The sequence below is a fragment of the Streptomyces sp. LS-MS-L19 genome (assembly GCF_058382285.1).
The window spans coordinates 8,196,855-8,215,932 of record NZ_JBYCLL010000001.1 but is presented as its reverse complement, the minus strand read 5'-3'; the positions used below and the strand labels follow the sequence as shown (position 1 = coordinate 8,215,932).

General features: G+C 73.1%; 17 protein-coding genes and 1 pseudogene. 4 read left to right on the top strand and 14 right to left on the bottom strand.

The window, feature by feature from the left end; genetic code table 11:
- Positions 1-100: 100 nt before the first annotated feature.
- Entirely contained in the window at positions 101-1,330 is a 1,230-nt protein-coding gene (locus AC2XR2_RS36615; RefSeq protein ID WP_491517405.1) for a serine hydrolase domain-containing protein, read from the top strand.
- Between the two features lie 15 nt (positions 1,331-1,345).
- On the opposite strand, the gene AC2XR2_RS36610 is transcribed toward AC2XR2_RS36615, so the two are convergent.
- The 4 genes from AC2XR2_RS36610 to ribA all read right to left on the bottom strand — a co-directional run bounded on the left by AC2XR2_RS36610 (position 1,346) and on the right by ribA (position 5,514).
- Positions 1,346-2,506, bottom strand: coding sequence for a saccharopine dehydrogenase family protein (locus tag AC2XR2_RS36610; protein ID WP_491517404.1), 1,161 nt, complete (start codon positions 2,504-2,506; stop codon positions 1,346-1,348).
- The gene (locus AC2XR2_RS36605; RefSeq protein WP_491517403.1) at positions 2,499-3,563 is read right to left on the bottom strand and encodes a saccharopine dehydrogenase; all 1,065 of its coding nucleotides are present in this window, start codon (positions 3,561-3,563) and stop codon (positions 2,499-2,501) included. The genes AC2XR2_RS36610 and AC2XR2_RS36605 overlap by 8 nt, the downstream gene beginning before the upstream one ends.
- The gene (locus tag AC2XR2_RS36600) at positions 3,560-4,693 is read right to left on the bottom strand and encodes an NAD(P)/FAD-dependent oxidoreductase (RefSeq protein WP_491517402.1); all 1,134 of its coding nucleotides are present in this window, start codon (positions 4,691-4,693) and stop codon (positions 3,560-3,562) included. Before AC2XR2_RS36600 ends, AC2XR2_RS36605 begins: the two co-directional genes overlap by 4 nt.
- Before the next feature lie 161 nt (positions 4,694-4,854).
- Positions 4,855-5,514 carry a GTP cyclohydrolase II gene (gene ribA / locus AC2XR2_RS36595; RefSeq protein WP_123764162.1) on the bottom strand — a complete coding sequence of 220 codons (660 nt, stop codon included), beginning with the start codon at positions 5,512-5,514 and terminating at the stop codon, positions 4,855-4,857.
- A gap of 38 nt (positions 5,515-5,552) precedes the next feature.
- Here ribA and AC2XR2_RS36590 point away from each other — a divergent pair, with 38 nt between their 5' ends.
- On the top strand, positions 5,553-6,332 hold the full coding sequence (locus tag AC2XR2_RS36590) for a creatininase family protein (protein ID WP_491517401.1): 780 nt from the start codon (positions 5,553-5,555) through the stop codon (positions 6,330-6,332).
- 65 nt (positions 6,333-6,397) lie between these two features.
- Here AC2XR2_RS36590 and AC2XR2_RS36585 read toward each other — a convergent pair.
- The 5 genes and pseudogenes from AC2XR2_RS36585 to AC2XR2_RS36565 all read right to left on the bottom strand — a co-directional run.
- A pseudogene (locus AC2XR2_RS36585) lies at positions 6,398-7,570 on the bottom strand (lysylphosphatidylglycerol synthase transmembrane domain-containing protein); the annotation flags it as partial.
- Complete coding sequence (locus AC2XR2_RS36580) at positions 7,567-8,574, bottom strand: class I SAM-dependent methyltransferase (protein WP_491517400.1); 1,008 nt, start codon at positions 8,572-8,574, stop codon at positions 7,567-7,569. The gene AC2XR2_RS36580 and the pseudogene AC2XR2_RS36585, both read right to left, overlap by 4 nt.
- Positions 8,571-9,755: a glycosyltransferase family 4 protein gene (locus tag AC2XR2_RS36575; RefSeq protein WP_330263364.1), complete on the bottom strand. Its 1,185-nt coding sequence runs from the start codon at positions 9,753-9,755 to the stop codon at positions 8,571-8,573. The genes AC2XR2_RS36580 and AC2XR2_RS36575 overlap by 4 nt, the downstream gene beginning before the upstream one ends.
- Positions 9,752-10,150, bottom strand: coding sequence for a 6-pyruvoyl trahydropterin synthase family protein (locus tag AC2XR2_RS36570; RefSeq protein ID WP_046728401.1), 399 nt, complete (start codon positions 10,148-10,150; stop codon positions 9,752-9,754). Before AC2XR2_RS36570 ends, AC2XR2_RS36575 begins: the two co-directional genes overlap by 4 nt.
- Positions 10,151-10,266: 116 nt before the next feature.
- Positions 10,267-11,247 (bottom strand): zinc-dependent alcohol dehydrogenase, encoded by a 981-nt coding sequence (locus tag AC2XR2_RS36565; protein WP_491517399.1) that lies wholly within the window; start codon positions 11,245-11,247, stop codon positions 10,267-10,269.
- Between the two features lie 122 nt (positions 11,248-11,369).
- Between AC2XR2_RS36565 and AC2XR2_RS36560 the strand changes: the two genes are divergently transcribed.
- Positions 11,370-12,152, top strand: coding sequence for a CDP-alcohol phosphatidyltransferase family protein (locus tag AC2XR2_RS36560; protein WP_330269546.1), 783 nt, complete (start codon positions 11,370-11,372; stop codon positions 12,150-12,152).
- Between the two features lie 18 nt (positions 12,153-12,170).
- Here the strand turns inward: AC2XR2_RS36560 and AC2XR2_RS36555 are convergent, their stop codons facing one another.
- The 5 genes from AC2XR2_RS36555 to AC2XR2_RS36535 all read right to left on the bottom strand — a co-directional run bounded on the left by AC2XR2_RS36555 (position 12,171) and on the right by AC2XR2_RS36535 (position 17,992).
- Positions 12,171-12,620 (bottom strand): GNAT family N-acetyltransferase, encoded by a 450-nt coding sequence (locus AC2XR2_RS36555; RefSeq protein WP_381305432.1) that lies wholly within the window; start codon positions 12,618-12,620, stop codon positions 12,171-12,173.
- 305 nt (positions 12,621-12,925) lie between these two features.
- Positions 12,926-14,173 (bottom strand): MDR family MFS transporter, encoded by a 1,248-nt coding sequence (locus tag AC2XR2_RS36550; RefSeq protein WP_491517398.1) that lies wholly within the window; start codon positions 14,171-14,173, stop codon positions 12,926-12,928.
- Positions 14,170-15,963 (bottom strand): ABC transporter permease subunit, encoded by a 1,794-nt coding sequence (locus AC2XR2_RS36545; protein WP_491517397.1) that lies wholly within the window; start codon positions 15,961-15,963, stop codon positions 14,170-14,172. The genes AC2XR2_RS36550 and AC2XR2_RS36545 overlap by 4 nt, the downstream gene beginning before the upstream one ends.
- Before the next feature lie 3 nt (positions 15,964-15,966).
- Positions 15,967-17,448, bottom strand: a complete 1,482-nt coding sequence (locus tag AC2XR2_RS36540; protein ID WP_491517396.1) for an ABC transporter substrate-binding protein — start codon at positions 17,446-17,448, stop codon at positions 15,967-15,969.
- 7 nt (positions 17,449-17,455) lie between these two features.
- Positions 17,456-17,992, bottom strand: a complete 537-nt coding sequence (locus AC2XR2_RS36535) for a GNAT family N-acetyltransferase (protein WP_123764151.1) — start codon at positions 17,990-17,992, stop codon at positions 17,456-17,458.
- A 116-nt stretch (positions 17,993-18,108) separates the two neighbouring features.
- Between AC2XR2_RS36535 and AC2XR2_RS36530 the strand changes: the two genes are divergently transcribed.
- Positions 18,109-19,068, top strand: a complete 960-nt coding sequence (locus AC2XR2_RS36530; protein WP_491517395.1) for an ATP-binding protein — start codon at positions 18,109-18,111, stop codon at positions 19,066-19,068.
- The last annotated feature ends 10 nt before the right edge of the window (positions 19,069-19,078 follow it).

Below are 19,078 nucleotides of genomic sequence, written 5' to 3'. Positions count from 1 at the left end.
GACCCGCAGCCGGTCGCGGTTTCCTGAGCGACGATGATGTCTGAGGTGGTCCGGGCCGGGTGGACCGGTCCGCGCCTCGACGGACGTACGGAGGAGAGCGATGGCACAGCTGCGGCAAGAGGTCGATCCCGGTGAGGTGGGGCTGGACGGGAAGGTCCTCGACCGCCTCGACCAGCACCTGGCGCACTACGTCGACGAAGGGCGGATGCCCGGCTTCCTGCTGTGCGTCTCCCGCGGCGGCCGCGTCGCCCACCTCACCACGCACGGCCGGCGCGACCTCGCGGCCGGGCTGCCCGTGGAGACCGACACGCTGTGGCGGATCTACTCGATGACCAAGCCGGTCACCGCGGTCGCGGCCCTGCTGCTGGTGGAGGAGGGGCGGCTGTCGCTGGACGACCCGGTCGCCGCGTACCTCCCGGAGTTCGCCGAACCGCGCGTGTACGTGGACGGGGCCGGCGACACCCTCACGACCCGTCCGGCCGAGGGTCCGATACGGGTCCGGCACCTGATGACCCACACCGCGGGCCTGACCTTCGCCTTCTACCACTCCCACCCGGTCGACGCGCTGTACCGCGAGGCCGGCCTGGAGTCGTCCGTGCTGCCGGGCTCGACCCTCGCCGAGACGGTCTCCGTGTACGCGAGCCTGCCCCTCCAGTTCGAGCCGGGCACGCAGTGGAACTACTCGGTCGCCTCCAACGTGCTGGGCCGGGTCATCGAGATCGTGTCCGGCACCTCGCTCGACACCTTCTTCGCCGAGCGCGTCTTCGGCCCCCTCGGGATGACCGACGCGGGCTTCTGGGTGAGCGACCAACAGGCGCACAGGCTCAGCGAGTTGTACGGCGAGAAGGAGGACGGCACGATCGAGCCGGTCCCCGGGCTGCCGCTCAGGGGCCGGCCCCGGCTGCTGTCCGGCAGTGGCGGACTGGCGGCCTCCGCGTACGACGTCCACCGCTTCGCCGAGATGCTGCGCCGCCGGGGCGAACTGGACGGCACCCGGCTGCTGTCCCCCGAGACGGTCGACCTGATGACGTCGAACCACCTGCCGGGCGGCGCCGACCTGCGCGCGTTCGGCACGAAGCCCGCCCACGACGAGCCCGGCAACGACGGCGTCGGCTTCGGCCTCGGCGTCTCCGTCGTGATCGACCCCGCCCGCACCCTGGCCCCCGCGGGCCTGGGCACGTTCGGCTGGAGCGGGGCCGCGTCCACGACCTTCTGGGTCGACCCGGTCCGCGATCTGAGCGTGCAGTTCTACACCCAGGTCCGGCCGAGGACGCTGAAGGTCTTCCCGGACCTCAAGCGCCTGGTCGACGAGGCGGTCGTCGCCGGGTGATTTTCACGACAGAGCCTAGGACTCCCGGTCCACCCGCAGGGTGAAGTGCACGCCCGCCCGGGACAGTTCGCCCAGCCACTGTTCCGAGCGGTCGGCGGTCTCGGCGGCGCGCTGCAGGCCCGCCGGGAGGGAGCCGTCGAGGATGTGCCCGATGCCCAGGGCGAGGGTGCGGGAGACACAGCGGGCCATCGCGCTGTCCTCCTCGTCGCCCACCAGGTCGAGGAGGTAGCCGCCGGACCAGGTGCGGCCGTCCTGGGCGCGCACGTCGAGGGAGACGACGAGGACGACCCGGTCGCGGTCGGCGTCCGTGGTCGGGTACCTGGCCGCCAACTCCTGGGCCAGGGCGGCGATCCGGGCGTCGTCGCCGGTCCTCAGCTCATCGAAGACCGGCTCCCAGGCGCGCAGCCAGCCGTCCAGGCGCAGGGTGCCGCGCACGAAGGTCCGCGGGGTCCAGGCGGCCGGCAGTCCGTACTGCTCGACGAAGGGCACGCTGTCCCGGTTGGGGTAGACCTCGAAGGTCTCGCCGTCCACGACATGGCGCCGGGTCGCCTCCCAGGGCCGCTCGGCGGTGGTCGGGGTGCCGTCGTCGAGGTAACGCGCGGGCGAGCGCAGGGCGTTGAGGACGCCGAGCGGCGCCCAGCTGAAGCGGTACCTGAAGTCGTTCGGGACGGCGGGGACCCCGCCGCAGTAGGAGGTGAGGGCGTACGACGCCGGTGTGGTGTCGCCGATCGCCGCGCGGGCCCTGGCGACGAGGCTGTGCGCGAAGAGGTGGTCGATCCCGGGGTCCAGGCCGGCCTCGGTGAGGACGACGACTCCGGCCTTCTCCGCTTCGGGCACCTGTGCGAGGAGGGCGTCGGACACATAGCTGGAGCAGGCGAAGTGGGCCCGCTCGCGCACACAGGCGGCGAGGATGCCGGGGTGCTCGGACGCGGGCAGCATCGACACGACGACGTCCCCGGGCGCCAGTTCGGCGTTCAGCGCGGCCGGTGTGTAGGCGCGCGGCGCGGCCCGGCCGTTGAGTCCCCGTGCTTCGAGGGCCTCCTCGGCCCGTTCCTCGGTGCGGTGCCACAGCAGTACGCGGTCGGCGCTGTCGCACAGCTCGGCCAGACCGCTGCCGGTGGAGAGCCCGGCGCCGATCCAGTGCACGGTGCCGGTCGCGGGAACCAGGTCAGACACGGGAGGATCCCCCTTCTGTGATGCCGAGTTCACGGCACGCCTGATGGAACCGCTCCAGACAGCGCCCCCACGGCCCACCGGTCCCGAACTCCAGCAGCAGGGGCAGCAGCGAGCCCGAGAAGCCGGTGCTGGACTCCTCCGGGAGCAGGGAGGGCAGGTTGTCGATGGCGATGAGGTCGAGCGGGGGCTCCTTGTGCAGCCGGCGGACCGGTTCGGTCCACTCGGTGACGCGGTCGTAGACCGGCAGGACGTTCAGCGGTGAGCCGACGTCGCAGGTGACGTCGGAGAGGGTGCGCAGCCGGCGGGCCGGGTCGTCCAGGTCGGTGTCGCGGACGAAGGGCGGGATCGGGCTGGTCGCGAGGACGCAGTTCACCAGCACGTCGTGGGCGAGCAGCGCGGGCCGGTCCAGGTTCCGGGTCTCGTCGAGGTCCCAGCAGGTCGGTTCGACCCCGGCGGCCCCGAGCGCGACGCGGGCGCCCCTTCCGCTGCGGCCCAGGGCTCCGATCACCAGGGCCGTGAACTCCTCGTCCCCGGCGGCGGGCCGCAGGGACTCCTCCAGCTCCTCGTGCGAGGTGGGCGTGAGCGGGGCGGAGAGCCTGCCCCGGTGCTGGAGGACGGCCAGGGCGGCGCCCAGGTAGCCGGCCCAGTAGCCGAACGCGGCGAGCCTGCGGCCCTGGTCGTCGACGAGGTACTCCAGGTCGAGCAGGGCCCCTCCCCCGGCGGCGAACCTGCGCAGCAGTTCCGCGGCGCCGGGCTGCTGCTTGTAGGCGTGCCCGAAGAAGATGTGCCGGTGCGGCAGGGTGGCGGGCTCGTCGGGGAGCTCCTTGAGACCCACGACCACGGCGTCCCGCGGGGCCCGCGAACTCCACGAGCCCATGGGTGCGACCGCGCAGCCGGCTGCCTCGTACTGCTCGATCGGGAAGATCCGCTGCGGGGACTCCTCGACGGTCAGCGTCACTCCGGCGTCGACGAGGCGCCGGGCGTCGGACGGTACGAGGGGCGTGCGTCGCTCGGTGGAGCGGACCTCGTGGCGCAGCCACAGATGGAGCTCGGTCATACGCGGTTGGCCTCCGGGCGCGGGGCGTCGGCCGCGAACCGGCCGGCGCTGAGCGGGCTGATGTCCACGAAGGGTACGCGGCCCAGGTACAGGTCGCGGACGACCTCGCCGACGGCCGGTCCCTGGAGGAATCCGTGGCCGGAGAAGCCGGTCGCGTACAGGAAGCGGGAGACCGAAGTCGCCTCGCCGATCAGGGCGTTGTGGTCGGGGGTGAGCTCGTAGAGGCCGGCCCAGCCGCCGGTGCGGCGCAGGTCGAGGAGGGCGGGGGCGCGGTGGGCCATGGCCTCGGCCAGACGGGGGACCCAGCGGTCGTGGGTCGCGGTGTCGAAGCCGGGTCTCTCGTCGGGGTCGGACATGCCGAGGAGGAGGCCCGGGCCCTCGCCGTGGAAGTAGAGGCTGCTGGTGAAGTCGATCGTCATGGGCAGGTCGGGCGGCAGGCCCTGGACCGGTTCGGTGACCGCGATCTGCCGGCGCAGCGGCTCCACCGGCAGGTCGACGCCCGCCATCGCGCCGACGGCCCGCGACCAGGCCCCGGCCGCGCAGATCACCGTGTCGGTGGCGATCCGGCCCTTGGTGGTGACCACGGCCGTGACGGCGTCGCCGCGCAGTTCGATGCCGGTGACCTCGGTGTGCCGCAGGATCGTCGCGCCGTGGCGGCGGGCGTCGGCGGCGTAGCCGTACACCACCGACTCGGGGGTGCAGTGGCCGTCGGCGGGCGAGAAGGCGGCGGCGAGCAGACCGTCCGTGGTGATGAGCGGGGAGAGCCGCTGGGCCTCGGCCGGGTCGATCATGCGGCTCGGGACGCCGAAGGAGTTCTGGAGCCGCACGCCTGCCTCGAAGGAGGCGACCTGTTCCGGTGTCGACAGCAGGAAGAGGTAACCGACCCGGTGCAGTCCGATGTCCTGCCCGGTCTCCTCCTCGAACCGCGCGAACGCCTCCAGGCTGCGTGCCCCGAGCTGGATGTTGAGCTCGTCGGAGAACTGCGCCCGCACCCCGCCCGCCGCCTTCGAGGTGGAGCCGGAGGCGAGTTCGTCCCGCTCGACGAGGACCACGTCCGGTACGCCGGCCCGGGCCAGGTGGCGGGCGATGCTCGTGCCCATGACCCCGCCGCCGATCACGACCGGGCTCATGCGCGCTGCCCTCGCCCGAGCGCGGTGGAGGCCGCGCGCCGCGAGGCGATGGGCGTGTCCACGTCGAGCAGGTGGGTGACCTGCTCTCCGGAGAGGAAGAGGACGTCGTCGGTCATTCCCTCTTCCTGTCCGGATTTCCCGCGCCGGAATCCGCCCGGCGATCAGGACAGGTGGGCCACCGCGTCCAGATGCGGCAGGACGTGGTCGAGGCGCTCCCGCTTGGTGCGCAGATAGGTGATGTTGCTCTCGCACGGGGTGATCAGCAGCGGCACCGTCTCGGTGACCTCGATGCCGTGCCTCTCCAGGGCCTCGCGCTTGCGCGGGTTGTTGGACATCAGCCGCACCGAGTTCACGCCCAGGTCGTGGAAGATCCCGGCGGCGACGCCGTAGTCGCGGGAGTCGACGGGCAGGCCGAGCGCGAGGTTCGCCTCCACGGTGTCCAGGCCCTCCGCCTGGAGCGCCATCGCGCGCAACTTGGCGAGCAGGCCTATCCCCCGGCCCTCGTGGCCGCGCAGGTAGACGACGATCCCGCTGCCCGCCTTGACCACGGCCCGCAGCGCGGCGTCGAGCTGGTCGCCGCACTCGCAGTGCTGGGAACCGAACGCGTCACCGGTCAGGCATTCGGAATGCAGCCGGACGAGTACGTCGTCCGAGCCGATGTCACCGTGCACCAGGGCGACTTGTTCGTCACCGCGGTCGTGATCGAGATAGCCGACCGCCTGGAATTTCCCGTACACGGTGGGCAGCGGGGCATTCACCACGCGCTCCACACCCGTACGCTGAGGGGCCTTCTTGCCGAGTACGCCAACTTTGTCTGTCATGATCTGGTTCCTAAGCAGAGACGAAAGGCCGAGAAAAGATGAGTGGTTCGGAAATACGGTCGGCGGCGTACGGTCTGTTGCCGACGGACACTACGGAAGACGTACGGACGCGGGGGGCGGGCGTCTCAACACAGGTCGCCGTCCTTCCGGTCGGAAGCTTCGAACAGCACGGTGCGTACCTGCCGCTCGCGACCGACACGCTCGTCGCGTGTGCCGTCGCGCGGGAGATCGCCGCGGCGTACCCGGTGCACCTCCTCCCCCCGGTGACGATCTCCTGCTCGCACGAGCACGCGGCCTGGCCGGGGACCGTCAGCATCTCCTCCGTCACCCTTCACGCGGTGGTACGGGACATCGCGGACTCGCTGCGCCGCTCGGGCGTCGAGGCCCTGGTGGTGGTCAACGGACACGGCGGCAACTACGTGCTGGGCAACGTCGTCCAGGAGGCGTCCGCCCGCGGGGAGCGGACGGCGCTGTTCCCGGCCGCTGAGGACTGGGAGGCGGCCCGGCTGGACGCGGGAGTGGTCACCTCGCTGCTCACCGACATGCACGCGGGAGAAATCGAGACCTCCATTCTTCTGCACGCGCACCCGGAATCCCTCCGCCCCGGTTACGAGACCTCCGATTTCGTCGCGGACGACCGTCGTCATCTCCTCACCCTCGGTATGTCCGGTTACACCGATTCCGGTGTCATCGGGCGCCCTTCGCTGGGCTCCGCGGAAAAAGGGAAAGCGTTGCTGGAGAGCCTCGCGGCTTCCTTCGGAACGTATTTCTCGATGCTGACCGAATCCGCCGCCGGTGCCGACTCCGGCGCCGAGTAGGACGTCGCCGGGCGCCGCAGTCCTTGGTACCAGCGGACGACCAGGACGGCCGCGCCCGGCAGGCTCGCCACGAAGCTGAGGACGCCGTAGACGATCGCGGTCGCGAGCCCGGCCTCAGCGCCGAGGCCCGTCGCGGCGAACGCCCAGGCGGTGACGCCCTCCCGGGGGCCGAACCCGCCGATGTTCAGGGGCAGTCCCATCGCGAGCAGGGCGAGCACCGCCAGCGGCAGCAGCGCGGCGACGGAGGCGTCGGAGCCCGCGATGCGGGCGGCGAGCACGAACATGCCGAGGTGGCCGGCGAGGACGAGGGCCGAGGAGAGCGTGACGCCGGGCCAGTTGCGGCGGGACAGCAGTGCCTCGCGTGCCTCGGCGAGGGTCGCGCGCAGCGCCCGGCCCCGGCGCGAGGAGGGGGCCCGGTTCATGCGCAGGGCCACGACGACGGCGAGCGCACCGAGGGCGGCGAGGCCGACGGCGGGGGCGAGGTGGCGGGCGTCGGCCAGTACCGGGGACGGCATGGTGAGCAGGACGGCACCGCCGACGATCGCCAACGCGATCTGCCCGGCGGCCCGTTCGAGGACGACCGCGCGCACTCCGCGGCCCATGTCCCCGGCGCTCTGTCCGTGCCGCACCGCGCGGTGCACGTCGCCGAGGACGCCACCAGGGAGGGCCGCGTTCAGGAACAGGGCGCGGTAGTAGTCGGCGACGGCGGGGCCGAGCGGCAGCCGGATGCGCAGCCCGCGGGCCACCAACTGCCAGCGCCAGGCGCTGAACACGGTGGTCAGCGCGCCGATCGCGAGCGCCGCGAGCAGGGCGACGGTGTCGATGCGGCGCAGTCCGTCCAGGAAGACGCCGGTGCCCAGCCGCCACAGCAGCAGAGCGAGGATCGTGACACCGGCGACGGTGCCGAAGTGGGTGCGCAGGGCGCGGGAGTTGAGGACCGCGCGCAGTGCGGTGCGCCACCTGGGGGCCTGCGCGGGCAGGGGGCGGGCCTCGGTCACGATCACACCGATCCGGTCCCGGGAGACGGCGGCGTCCCGCAGGTCCTGGGCGGGCTGTCCGGCCGTCTCGAGGATCTGGGCCCGGGCGACCAGCGCCTCGGCGCGCGCGGTGAGGACCTCGTCCCGTGTCCGGACCACCTCGGCCCGCAGCCTGCGGGCCCGGTCGGAGACGGGGCGCGACTCGACCGGTTCCGCGGGCCGCCGTACGGGCAGGCTCGGTCGCACCGTCTCCACGCTCATGACGCTCCGCCCGTCGGCCGGGACAGCGCCAGCAGGTCGCTGTGGTGGACGACGACCTTCAACTCGCCCGCGCGGCAGGCCTCCAGGCGGTCCTGGAGGTAGCGGTCGGCGCGTTCCTTCAACTCGGGGCGCTCCTCGACCGCCGCGCCGACCCAGCCGCGCAGCCACTGGACGGTGAGCGCGGAGTCGGCGGGGCCCAGGCGCCAGGCGCTCGGGTGCAGCCGTACTGTCGCGCCCCGCTCGGAGAACGCCTCGCAGGCCACGGTGATGGCGTCCGGGCCGAGCAGTCCGCCGCGCCGCTGGTGGGCGTTGAACGCGTCGGCGATCTCCTCGTCCAGCGGGTGGGACGGGGTGAGTTCGACGCGGCCGGCCACGGACAGCGTGAGCAGGGCCGGGCAGCCGGCGCCGGTGCAGGCGGCGGCGAGGGTGTCGATCTCCTCGCGGGTGAGGACGTCCAGGAGCGCGGAGGCGGTCACCAGGGAGGCGCCGGCGAGGGCGTCCGGGGTGAGCAGGCCGACGTCGCCGCGGCAGGTCTCGACGGTGACGCGGCTGCCGTCGGCGGCGGAGCGCGGGGAGGCGACGGCCGCGAAGTGCAGGAGGTAGGGGTCCCGGTCGTGCAGGATCCAGTGCTGGGGGCCGTCCAGGCGGGGCGCGAGCCAGCGGCCCATGGAGCCGGTGCCGCAGCCCAGGTCGTGGATGACGAGACCGGCCTTGCCGGGCAGGTTGGCCAGCCGGATCCGCAGCGGGTCGAGCAGGTCGGCCGCGCGCGCGGCCGCGTCGGGCCCTTCCCGCAGCTCCAGCCACTCGGGCGCGTAGCGGGGCGCGTCGTCGGGACCGGCGTCCCTGAGCCGTACGGTGGGCCGCTCACCGGGGTGGGTGCTGGGCCCGGCACCGGGGATGACCGATTCTGCGTCGGACGGGACAGCGGGCTTCACCGACGTCACCTCTCGAGGCCCCGGCTGTGCCGGGATCTTGCCGCTCTGCTTGGTCGCCGTCTTCCTCATGCCGCCCTCCTGGGCTCGCTCGGGAGTCGGCCGAGAACTCCGGCCAGGCTGCGGGCCGTGGTCGCCCAGCCGTCCAGGGCGGCCCGCCGGCCCCGGGCAGCCGCCTTGAGCCTGCGTCGTACATCTGCCTCGCCGAACCAGCCGCGCAGTTCGGCGGCGAGGGCGGCGGGGTCCTCCGGCGGGACGAGGATGCCGGGCACTCCCCCGTCGGGGGCGCGGCCGACCGCCTCGGCGACTCCGCCGACGTCGGTGGCCAGCACCGGGATGCCGCGCGCGAGGGCCTCGGTGACCGCCATGCCGTAGGTCTCGGCGTAGGAGGTGAGGACCATCAGGTCGGCGGCGTTGTAGCTGGCGTCGAGCTCGGCCCCGGCCTTCGGTCCCGCGAGGTGCAGGCGGTCCTGGAGGCCGTACTTCTTGATGAGCATCCGCAGGTGCGCGACGTACTCGGGGTCCTGGGTGATCCCGCCGACGCAGACGCAGCTCCAGGGCAGGTCCTGGGCGCCGGCGAGGGCTTCGATCAGCCGGTGCTGGCCCTTGCGGGGCGTCACCGCGGCCACGCACAGCAGCCGGGACAGGCCGTCGGTGCCGGAGGCGAGCGGGGCGATGTCGGCACCGGGGGTGGCGACATGGACCCGCTCGGGGGCGAGGCCGTGGTGCGAGACCAGTCGCCGTACGGCCCAGTCGCTGGTGGCGACGACGGCGGGCACGGCCCGCAGCACCTCGCGCTCTTTGGCGTCGAGTTCGAGGGCGAGGCCGGGTTCGAGGCCGGTCTCGTCGCCGAGCGGGAGGTGGACGAGGACGGCGATGCCGAGCCGCTCCGCCTCCGGGACGATGATCTCCGGGACCCCGCACGCGACCAGGCCGTCGATGAGGACGACGGTGCCGTCGGGCAGGTCGCGCAGGGTGCGGGCCAGTTCGGTGCGGGCCGCCGCTCCCGGGCGGGGCCAGCTGCCGGGCACCGCGTGCCGCTCGACCTGCCAGCCGAAGCCGGGCAGGTCCAGGCAGACCCGCCGGTCGTAGGCGTTGCCGCCGCTCGGTGCGGTCGGGTCGTCCACGCCGCCCGGCATCACGAAGTGCACGGAGCGCAGGGACATCGGGATGATCTCGGCCTTCTTGAGGGCGGAGTGCTGCACGGGCACGTAGTCCAGCGTGGCCGCCCGCCCGGTGGTCAGGTCGGTCACAGGGCACGCTCGTAACTCGCCCAGGCGACATGCGACTCGTGCAGGGTGACGGTCAGGCCCGCGAGGCCCTTGGCCCCCTCGCCGAGGGCGCCCTTCTCGATGCGCTCGGCGAGCCGGTCCGCGATGACCTTCGCCAGGAACTCCGTGGACGTGTTGATCCCGGCGAAGTCGGGTTCGTTGTCGAGGTTTCTGTAGTTCAGCTCGCTGACGACGGCACCGAGTTCCTGGGTGGCCAGTCCGATGTCGACGACGATGTTGTCGTCGTCCAGCTGTTCGCGCCGGAACGTGGCGTCCACCAGGAACGTCGCTCCGTGCAGTCGCTGCGCGGGGCCGAAGACCTCGCCGCGGAAGCTGTGGGCGATCATGATGTGATCGCGGACGGTGATGCTGAACAACGGACGACCCTCCAGGTGCGGCGCGTCTGGTCCCCCGGCTGATCCCTGCCGGTGGATGCCGTGTAGTACGGCTCCCCGCTTCCCCGTGTTCAGCCGGATCTCACTCTTTTCTCAGGTCAGGCGCTCTTGCCGTACCTCACGAGGTGACAGAGGGCCGCAATCTCCCCACTGGCCAGCGCGGGCATCACCTCCGGCAGTTCTTCGAACGCGCTTTCCCCCGTGATGAGGGAGTCAAGCCTCGGATCGGCGAGCAGTTTCAGCGCGAGGGCGAGCCGGCCGTCGTAGCCGCGGTGCGCACGGGCCGGGGAGACGGTGCCGACCTGGCTGCTGCGGACCGTCAGCCGCCGGGAGTGGAAGGCCTCGCCGAGCGGCAGGCTGACGCGGCGGTCGCCGTACCAGCTCAGTTCGACGACCGTGCCCTCGGCGCGGAGGAGTTCCAGGGAGCGGGCGAGGCCCTGTTCGGTGGCGCTGGCGTGGACGACGAGGTCGCAGTCGCCGAGGGCGTCCGCGGGGGTCGCGAAGCCCACGCCGAGGGCCTCGGCGGTCGCGGCGCGGGCCGGGTCGGAGTCGACCAGCTGGACGCGGACGCCGGGGAAGCGGGCGAGGAGGGCGGCGACCGAGCTGCCGACCATGCCACTGCCGACCACCGCGATCCGGTCGCCGATGAGGGGGGCCGCGTCCCAGAGGGCGTTCACGGCGGTCTCGACCGTGCCGGCGAGGACGGCCCGGGCGGGGGGCACGTCGTCCGGTACGACCGTCACCGCGCTCGCGGGGACTACGTACCGCGTCTGATGCGGGTACAGACAGAAGACGGTCCTGCCCTTCAGCGCGGACGGCCCCTCCTCCACCACTCCGACGCTGAGGTAGCCGTACTTCACCGGTCCCGGGAAGTCGCCCTCCTGGAACGGTGCCCGCATGGCCGCGTGCTGGCTCTCGGGGACCTGGCCGCGGAACACGAGTGTCTCCGTGCCCCTGCTGACTCCCGAGTACAGCGAGCGGACCAGCACCTCGTCCTCGCCGGGGGCCGGAAGGGTGAGTTCCCGGATCTCGCCCTCCCCCGGGGAGCGGAGCCAGAACGCACGTGCGGCGGCCTTCATCGAGAACCTCCTGAACGATCGGCAACTCGGGCACGTACCTCGTTCACGTAACCGAGGTGTGCACAGGCCGCGCACAGTACGCGGCCTTGATCGACTCTGTCATCTGGCCGGAGGAATCTGCGGTGGCCCTGAACAACACTTACGAAGCAAGGCTGGTCCAGCAGGAGACCGCTGTCGGAGCGGGCGTTCAGATCCTGTTGCTTGCCCTGCTCGGCACGGCGATCGGCATGGGGCCGGCGGGCTGGCTGACCGGCCTCGCCTTCGCCGTGGCCACCTGGGCCGTGCTCTCCAGGGCGCTGCACCGGACCCGGCCGCGGTCCTTCGGTCCGGCCAACCGGGTGACGCTCGGCCGGGCCACCCTGGTCGGCGGAGTGACGGCGCTGGTCGCCGACTCCTTCCAGGACTCCCCGCCGGTCACGCTCTTCGTCGGCCTGACGGCGGTGGCCCTCATCCTCGACGGCGTCGACGGCAAGGTCGCCCGCGCGACCGGCACCTCGACACCGCTGGGCGCGCGGTTCGACATGGAGGTCGACGCGTTCCTGATCCTGGTGCTCAGCGTGTACGTGTCGATGTCGCAGGGCCCGTGGGTCCTTCTCATCGGCGCCATGCGCTACGGCTTCGTCGCCGCCGCCCGCGTCTGGAACTGGCTGAACGCCCCGCTGCCGCCGAGCATGGCCCGCAAGACGGTGGCCGCGCTCCAGGGGATCCTGCTGCTGGTGGCCGCGTCCGGCTACCTGCCGTTCACGGCGACCTTCGGGGTCGTGGCGCTCGCCCTGGGCACGCTGGTCTGGTCGTTCGGCCGGGACATCCTGTGGCTGTGGCGCACGCACCGCGCGGACCAGGCCGCGGTGGAGGAGCTGCTGGAACTGGAACTGGTGCCGGCACGGCAGGCCGTCGCCTCCTGAAGGGGGCTTGAAGGGGGCTCAGCCCTTCAGTGGCACCCGGTACACCGTCGACTCCCGCTGCCGGAACCCCTGCCGTTCGTACAGCCGGTTGGCGGCCGCCCGGTCGGGGCGCGAGGTGAGGTCGACGGTTCGGGCCCCGGCCTCCCGGGCGAGCCGGATCGCCTCCCGGATCAGCAGTCCGGCGACCCCCTGCCCGCGCGCCGCGTGATCGACGATCACGTCCTCGATGCGGGCCCGCAGTCCGGCCGGGGCGGGGAACATGACCAGCGTGAGGGTGCCGAGGATCGCTCCGGCCGCCGACCTGGCGATCAGCATGGTGTTGGCGTCGCAGGCCAGGATGCGGTCGAGCGCGGCGAGGTCGAGCGCCTCGGCGGTCGAGGACAGCTGAGGCAGCATCCGCGCGAAGGCGTCGACGAGTTCCTGGTCCGCCTCCCGGGCGATCTCCACCCGGATGTCCTGAGTCTCCATGGCGGGACCTTATCGCCGGGGAGGGGTCTGGCTTCGGCGGATCGGGGGGATGGGGCGGATGTCCGGGTCGGCGGTCTCACGGGGTCCTGCCGAGGGTGACGGTCGCCTACGGGGGTGCCGGGTGAGGTTGTGGGGCGCGTGCGGGTGCGTCGGGGCTGGTCGCGCCCACGCGGCAGAGCCGCAGATCGATACAGCCCCGCGCCCCTGGGGAGTCGCAGTCGACGCGCGCTGCAACGGAACCGTGCCTAGCCCCGTCGCGGGCACTCGCACGCTCCCCACCGGTCGGCCCCTTCCGCCCTACGGCCTCACGAACCGGGCGTCCCGGCCGGGCGGTCGGTGTCCTCCTCCCGCGGCAGCAGCCCGATCGCCGCGAGCGGTACGGCGGCCAGCAGCAGCCACGGCACCGCGGGCGGCAGTCCGACGTCCAGGAGGGAGCCGGTGACGGAGCTCCCGACCAGGACGATCAGGCCGGAGACCGAGGACAGCGCCCCGGTGTAGAGGCCGAGCCGGCCCTCCTCCGCGAGGTCGGGGACCCAGGCCCGGGCCACGGGTGCGACGAGCATCTGCCCGAGGGTGAGCAGGACGACGAACCCGGCCGCGGGCACCAGCCCGGCCGTGCCGGTCAGGCCCGTGGGCCGCGCCGCCGCCACGATCGCGAACCCGGTGCCGATCAGCAGCAGTCCGGCCACGACGGAGCGCCGCAGCGACAGCTTGGCGCCGACCCAGCGGGTCACCGGGAGCTGGGCGGTCACCACCAGCAGCGAGGACAGCGCGAACAGCCAGGCGAGCGCCGACTGCGAGCCGGTCACACGCTCCACCTCCTCGGGGAGGGCGAGGTAGAGCTGGTTGTAGGCCAGCAGATAGGCGCCGTACGCGCAGCACAGCGCGAGGAAGCGCCGGTTGCGCACCAACGCCCCGAGGCCGCCCCCGAGTTGTACTCGCCGCCGCCCCGGAATGCGCTGCGGCAGCAGCCACGCGTGTCCGGCGAGGACGAGCACGAAGATCCCGGCACCCGCGAGGCACACCGTGCGGAAGTCCACCGACAGCAGCAGCGCGCCGAGCAACGGCCCCACGAACGCGCCCGCCTGCCCGGCGACGGTGAACAGCGCGAGCACGCGCGTGCGTTGGCCACCCGCCTCCTCGTGGAGGACGGCCTGCCGCGCCACCTCCGACTCCACGGCGGGCGAGAACAGCGCCGCCGCGAACCCGATGAGCAGGACGGCCCCGATGACCGCCCCCGTCCGCTCGGCGTACCCCAGCCCCGCGAACCCGGCGATCCGCAGCACGCACCCGGCGAGGACGACGGGCCGGATCCCGTACCGGTCGGCGAGCGCCCCGCCCACCACGAACAGCCCCTGCTGGCTGAAGGTCCTGAGCCCGAGCACGAAGCCGACCAGCCAGCCCGCCATCCCGACGGCTTGTCCCAGGTGTGCGGCCAGGAAGGGCAGCACGGCGAAGAAGCCGACGTTGAAAGCGAGTTGGGTGAGGATGAGCAGCCGCAGCAGGGGTGTGAGCCCCGCCGCCCTCCCGGTCCCGACGGTCGTCGAGGTCATCCGCTGCGCACCAACTCCCGTGCGGGCGCTGCCACTTCGGTCCGGATCGCGGCCGTACGACGACTCGCGCGCCGTCGCGGCCACCGCACTCCGCCCGCCGCACTCACGGCGAGCGCGCCCAGCAGGGCCAGTACGGCGGCGGGGGCGAGGACGGCCCAGGGGGCGCGCTCGGCGTAGGGCTGGTTCTCGGCGAGGAGCAACCCCCATTCCGGGGAGGGCGGTTGGGTGCCGAGCCCGAGGAAGCCGAGGGAGGCGAGGGCCAGGGCGACGCCGGGCAGGCGCAGCAGGGCGTGCCGGGTGACGGGCGGCAGGATCGCGGGCAGCACTTCGTGCCGCAGGAGGTACCAGCGGCTTGCCCCGAGGCCTCGGGTGACCGCGAGATGCAAGGTGGCGCGTTCCTGGCGGAGCAGGGACGAGGTGTGGGCCGCGAGTGCCGCCCAGGAGACCGCGGCCACGGCGATCGCGGGCGTGGTGGTGCCGCTCCCGGCGACGGCGGTGACGAGCAGTGCGGCGAGCACCGGGGGTACGGCGTTGACGGTGTCGACGAGCGGCCCGGACAGCCGGGGCAGCAGCCCGAGCAGGACCCCGACGACCAGTGCGCAGACGCTGACGGCGAGGGCGGTCAGCAGCGTGTCGAGGGCCCCGTGCCCGACCCGGGCGAGCAGGTCCCGGCCGAGCGCGTCGGTGCCGAACGGGTGTGCCGGGGACGGGGGTTGGAGACGGGCTCCGGTGTCCAGGGCGAGCGGGTCGCGGACCAGGCCGAGGGCGACGACTGCGGTCAGGAGGCCGCCGTACACGAAGGGCAGGGTGCTGCGGGCGGTCCGGCGCGGCCGGTGCAGGGAGTCCAGGGCGCCGTCGCGCAGGGCCGGGCCGACGAGGAGGCGGACGGCGAGTGCCGCGAGGCCGGTGGCGGCGGCCGCGAGGAGCAGGAGGGCGAGGGTGCCGGCCTGGAGGACGGGCAGGTCCTGGGCGAGGGCGGCCTGGAGGGTGGTGCGGCCGAGGCCCGGGATGTCGTAGATCTGCTCGACCGCGACGGACCCGGCGGTGAGGCCGACCACGAACAGGCCCAGGTTGGGCAGCAGGGCGGGGAGGCAGCGGCGGACCGCCTTCGCGGCGACGGCGCGGCCCGGCAGTCCGCGGGCGTCCGCGGCCAGCGCCCAGGGTTCGGCGAAGGCGCCGGGCAACAGGTCGTCCAGGAGGCGCCCGAGCACCGCCCCGGCGGGCAGGCCGAGGGCGAGGGCGGGCAGGACGGTCCACTGGGGGCCGTACCAGCCGAGGGCGGGCAGCCAGCCGAGCTGTACGCCGACGACGGTGGCGAGCACGGAGGCGGTGAGGAACTCGGGCAGCGCGGCGAGCATCGCCGAGGCGCCGCCGCCGGTCCGTCGCCCGTCGAGGCGCCGGTGCGCGCCGAGCCACAGGGTGCGGGCGCACACCAGGGCGGCGGTGCCGGCGGCGATCACGAGCGCCACCGTCACCAGCAGCAGGGACGCCCCGAGGGCCTGGACGACCGCGGGGGTGACCTCGGTGCCGTTCAGCCACGACCGGCCCGCGTCCCCGCGGGGCAGCCCGCCGAGCCACTGGCCGAGCAGGTGCAAGGGGCCCTGGTCCAACCCGAGTTGGGACCGGATGTCGGCGAGGACCCGGGGGTCGGGGTCCCGGTCCGCGGAGCGGGCCTTGAGCACGGTGAGCGCCGGGTCGGTGCGGGTCAGCCACGGCAGCAGGCCGATCCCGCACACCAGGGCCGCCGCGAGCAGGGCCCGCCACAGCAGGGTGGCCATGCGGTGCCGCATGGGTCAGCGTCGCGTTCCGGTGCCGACGAGGGTGCGCTCGTACGGGTCGAGGAGCACCCCTCGGACCTCGGTGCCGACGCCGACGATGATGCTCTGGTGGGCCAGCGGGACCACGGCGTCGGTGCCGAGGATCGCCGCCTCGGCGCGCATGGCCGCGTCCTGACGTCGGCTGGTGTCGGTGGCTTCGTCGGCCTCGGCGACCGCCTTGTCGACCTTCTGGTCGCACAGTCGGGCGAGGTTGTAGCCGCCGTCGCAGGTGTAGTCGCTCGCGAGGACGCCGACGGGGTCACCGGTGTCGACGAGGCTGTTGCGGGCGCCGATGAACGCGTCGAACTTCCCCGCCAAGGCGTCGCTTTCGAGCCGTGAGTACTCGCGTACCTCCAGGGTGACCTTGAACCCGGCCTTCTGGAGCTGCTGTTGGAGGACCTGGGCGACCTCGGGGAGTTCGGGCCGGTTGTCGTAGGTGGCGAGGGTGACGGCGGTGCCGTTCGGCCGCGCCGCGGCGGCCCGTCCGGTGGGCTCCACGCGCTTGCCGGCGGCCCAGGTCACGGCCGGTCCGTAGATGCCGGCGCCGGGGTCGGCGTACCCCTCGAAGACGCCCTTGACGAGGGCCGAGCCGTCGACGGCCTGGTGGGCGGCGGCGCGCAGCTTCGGGTCCTTGAACGGGCCTGACTTCGTGTTGAGTTGGAGGCTGGTGGTGCGGGTGGTCGCGGTCTCCTCGAGGGTGGCCTTGTCGAGGGAGGCGGCCTGGGCGACGGGGATCGCCTCGGCGATGTCGACCTGGCCGGTGCGCAGGGCGTTGGCGCGGGCGGTGCCGTCGGCGATGAAGCGGGCGTCGATGCCGGGGGCCTGGGCGCGGCCGCCCCAGTAGTCGTCGAAGCGGTCGAGGGCGGCGGAGGTGGAGCCGGTGACCTTGGTGAGCTCGAAGGGTCCGGTGGCGGTGCCGACCGGATCGACTCCGTCGTGGGAGTACGCCTTGGCCGCGAACACGGCGAGGTTGGGGCTGGACAGGCGCAGCGGCAGCACGGGATCGGACGTCTTCGTGGTGATGCGTACGGCGTCCCCGGCGGGCTCGGCCGTCAGCGTGACGCCGGAGAGGGCGGCCGGGGCGGGCTTGGCCTCGGTGGCGTGGGTGAGGGCGGCGGCGACCGCGGCCGGGGTGACGTCCGAGCCGTCCTGGAAGGTGGCCTCGCGCAGGGTGAAGAGCCAACTGCGGTCGTTCTCACGGCGCCAGGACTCGGCGAGCGCGGGGGCGGCGGCGCCGTTGGCGTCGAGCGCGGTGAGCCCCTCGGTGACACCGAGGCGGCTGAGGAGGGTGGCGTCGGCACCGTACGGCGAGAGGTTCTCGGCGGGCGGGAAGGCGAGGGCGACCCGGAGCCGTGAACCGTCGCTCGCGGCGCTCGGGGAGTCGTCGCCGGAGGAGGCGAAGCAGGCGGTGAGGACGGGGGTGAGCAGCAGGGCGCCCAGGAGGTGACGGCGTCGCATGGTGGTTCTATCGCTCCATCGGTATCTCGAAGTGGACGACGCTGCTCGCGCCCCCCGTGGTCTCGCGCTCGTCGTGCACGACCTTGCCGAGCGAACGCCAGAAGGGTTCGGCGCCCGGGACCGCCGGGTCGGTGTGCAGGTACACGGAGCGGTAGCCGCCGTCCGCGGCCGCGAAGGCGAGCAGTCGGTCGACCATGCGGCGGGCGAGGCCGCGCCTGCGGTGCTCGGGGCGGACGTAGATCCGGCGCAGCTGCGCGGTCTCGCCGCTGGGGTAGCGCTCGGCCAGCTCGCGCGGGTTCGGCGGATGGGCGGGACCGCGGGAGTCGAGCGCGGCGGTGGCCACGACGGCCCGGTCGTCCGGGTCGAGGGCGACGAGGAGGGTGTGGCGGGCCGGGACCAGATAGGCGGCCGCCGGGTCGATGATGTCGCCGTGCCAGCGGGGCACGTACCCGGTCCCGAAGTCGCGGTAGACGGTGTCGAGCATCACGGCTCGCGCACCGTCGAGGTCGTCCGGGCCGGCCGTCTTGATGCTGTAGTCACGCACTTGCACATCATATGCATTAAGCCTTCCAGCTTGATCGCGGGGTGATTTGACAGTGATCGAATGCGCGCCATAGAACATACCGACATGACATCCATTTTCAAAAAGATGGAGCGGTAGTGCGCATCGCGTTCGTCGGCAAGGGCGGCAGCGGCAAGACCACCCTGTCGGCGCTCTTCTCCCGCCATCTGGCCCGTTCCGGCGCGCCGGTGCTGGCCGTGGACGGCGACATCAACCAGCACCTGGCCGAGGCCCTGGGCCACGACGGGTCCGGCACCTGGGACGCCCCTCCGCTGGGCGCGCACGTGGCCGACATCAAGGACTTCCTGCGCGGTGCCAATCCGCGCATCGCCTCCCGCGAGGCGATGATCAAGACGACGCCGCCGGGCCGGGGCTCACGGCTGCTGCGCCTGCTGGGCGACGACGAACTCCACGCGCGTCATGTCCGGCGGGTGGGTGACGTGCCGCTGATGGTGACGGGCGAGTTCGACGAGAGCGACCTGGGGGTGGCCTGCTACCACTCCAAGCTCGGTGGCGTGGAGCTGTACCTCAACCATCTGGTCGACGGTCCCGGCGAGTACGTCGTCGTCGACATGACGGCGGGCGCGGACGCCTTCGCCTCCGGCCTGTTCACCCGCTTCGACCTGACCTTCCTGGTGGCCGAACCCACCCGCAAGGGCGTCTCGGTCTACCGCCAGTACCGGGACCACGCACGGGAGTTCGGGATCCGGATCGCCGTGGTCGGCAACAAGGTGACCGGCGAGGACGACCTGCTCTTCCTCAAGGAGCAGGTCGGCGACGACCTGCTGACCCACCTGGTCCAGTCGCCCTGGGTACGCGCGGCCGAACAGGGCCGTGCGGAAGGCGACCTGGAGTCGCTCGAACCCCACAACCGGCACGCCCTGTCGATCCTGCGCGACACGGTGGACGCCCACCGCCGCGACTGGGCCGCCCTGCACCGCCACACGGTCGAGTTCCACCTCCGCAACGCCCGCTCCTGGGCGAACGAGGCGACCGGCCTGGACCTGACCGCCCAGGTGGACCCGGACTTCGTCCCGGGCCCGGCCTCCCTCGACTGACCCTCCCCCT

What these genes read in the sequence shown, in the direction of transcription:
- AC2XR2_RS36615 (WP_491517405.1), top strand. Translation starts at nt 101, where the DNA reads ATGGCACAGCTGCGGCAAGAGGTCGATCCCGGTGAGGTGGGGCTGGAC.
- AC2XR2_RS36540 (WP_491517396.1), bottom strand. Translation starts at nt 17,448, where the DNA reads ATGCGACGCCGTCACCTCCTGGGCGCCCTGCTGCTCACCCCCGTCCTC.
- AC2XR2_RS36545 (WP_491517397.1), bottom strand. Translation starts at nt 15,963, where the DNA reads ATGCGGCACCGCATGGCCACCCTGCTGTGGCGGGCCCTGCTCGCGGCG.
- ribA (WP_123764162.1), bottom strand. Translation starts at nt 5,514, where the DNA reads ATGACAGACAAAGTTGGCGTACTCGGCAAGAAGGCCCCTCAGCGTACG.
- AC2XR2_RS36600 (WP_491517402.1), bottom strand. Translation starts at nt 4,693, where the DNA reads ATGAGCCCGGTCGTGATCGGCGGCGGGGTCATGGGCACGAGCATCGCC.
- AC2XR2_RS36605 (WP_491517403.1), bottom strand. Translation starts at nt 3,563, where the DNA reads ATGACCGAGCTCCATCTGTGGCTGCGCCACGAGGTCCGCTCCACCGAG.
- AC2XR2_RS36580 (WP_491517400.1), bottom strand. Translation starts at nt 8,574, where the DNA reads ATGAGGAAGACGGCGACCAAGCAGAGCGGCAAGATCCCGGCACAGCCG.
- AC2XR2_RS36555 (WP_381305432.1), bottom strand. Translation starts at nt 12,620, where the DNA reads ATGGAGACTCAGGACATCCGGGTGGAGATCGCCCGGGAGGCGGACCAG.
- AC2XR2_RS36590 (WP_491517401.1), top strand. Translation starts at nt 5,553, where the DNA reads ATGAGTGGTTCGGAAATACGGTCGGCGGCGTACGGTCTGTTGCCGACG.
- AC2XR2_RS36550 (WP_491517398.1), bottom strand. Translation starts at nt 14,173, where the DNA reads ATGACCTCGACGACCGTCGGGACCGGGAGGGCGGCGGGGCTCACACCC.
- AC2XR2_RS36565 (WP_491517399.1), bottom strand. Translation starts at nt 11,247, where the DNA reads ATGAAGGCCGCCGCACGTGCGTTCTGGCTCCGCTCCCCGGGGGAGGGC.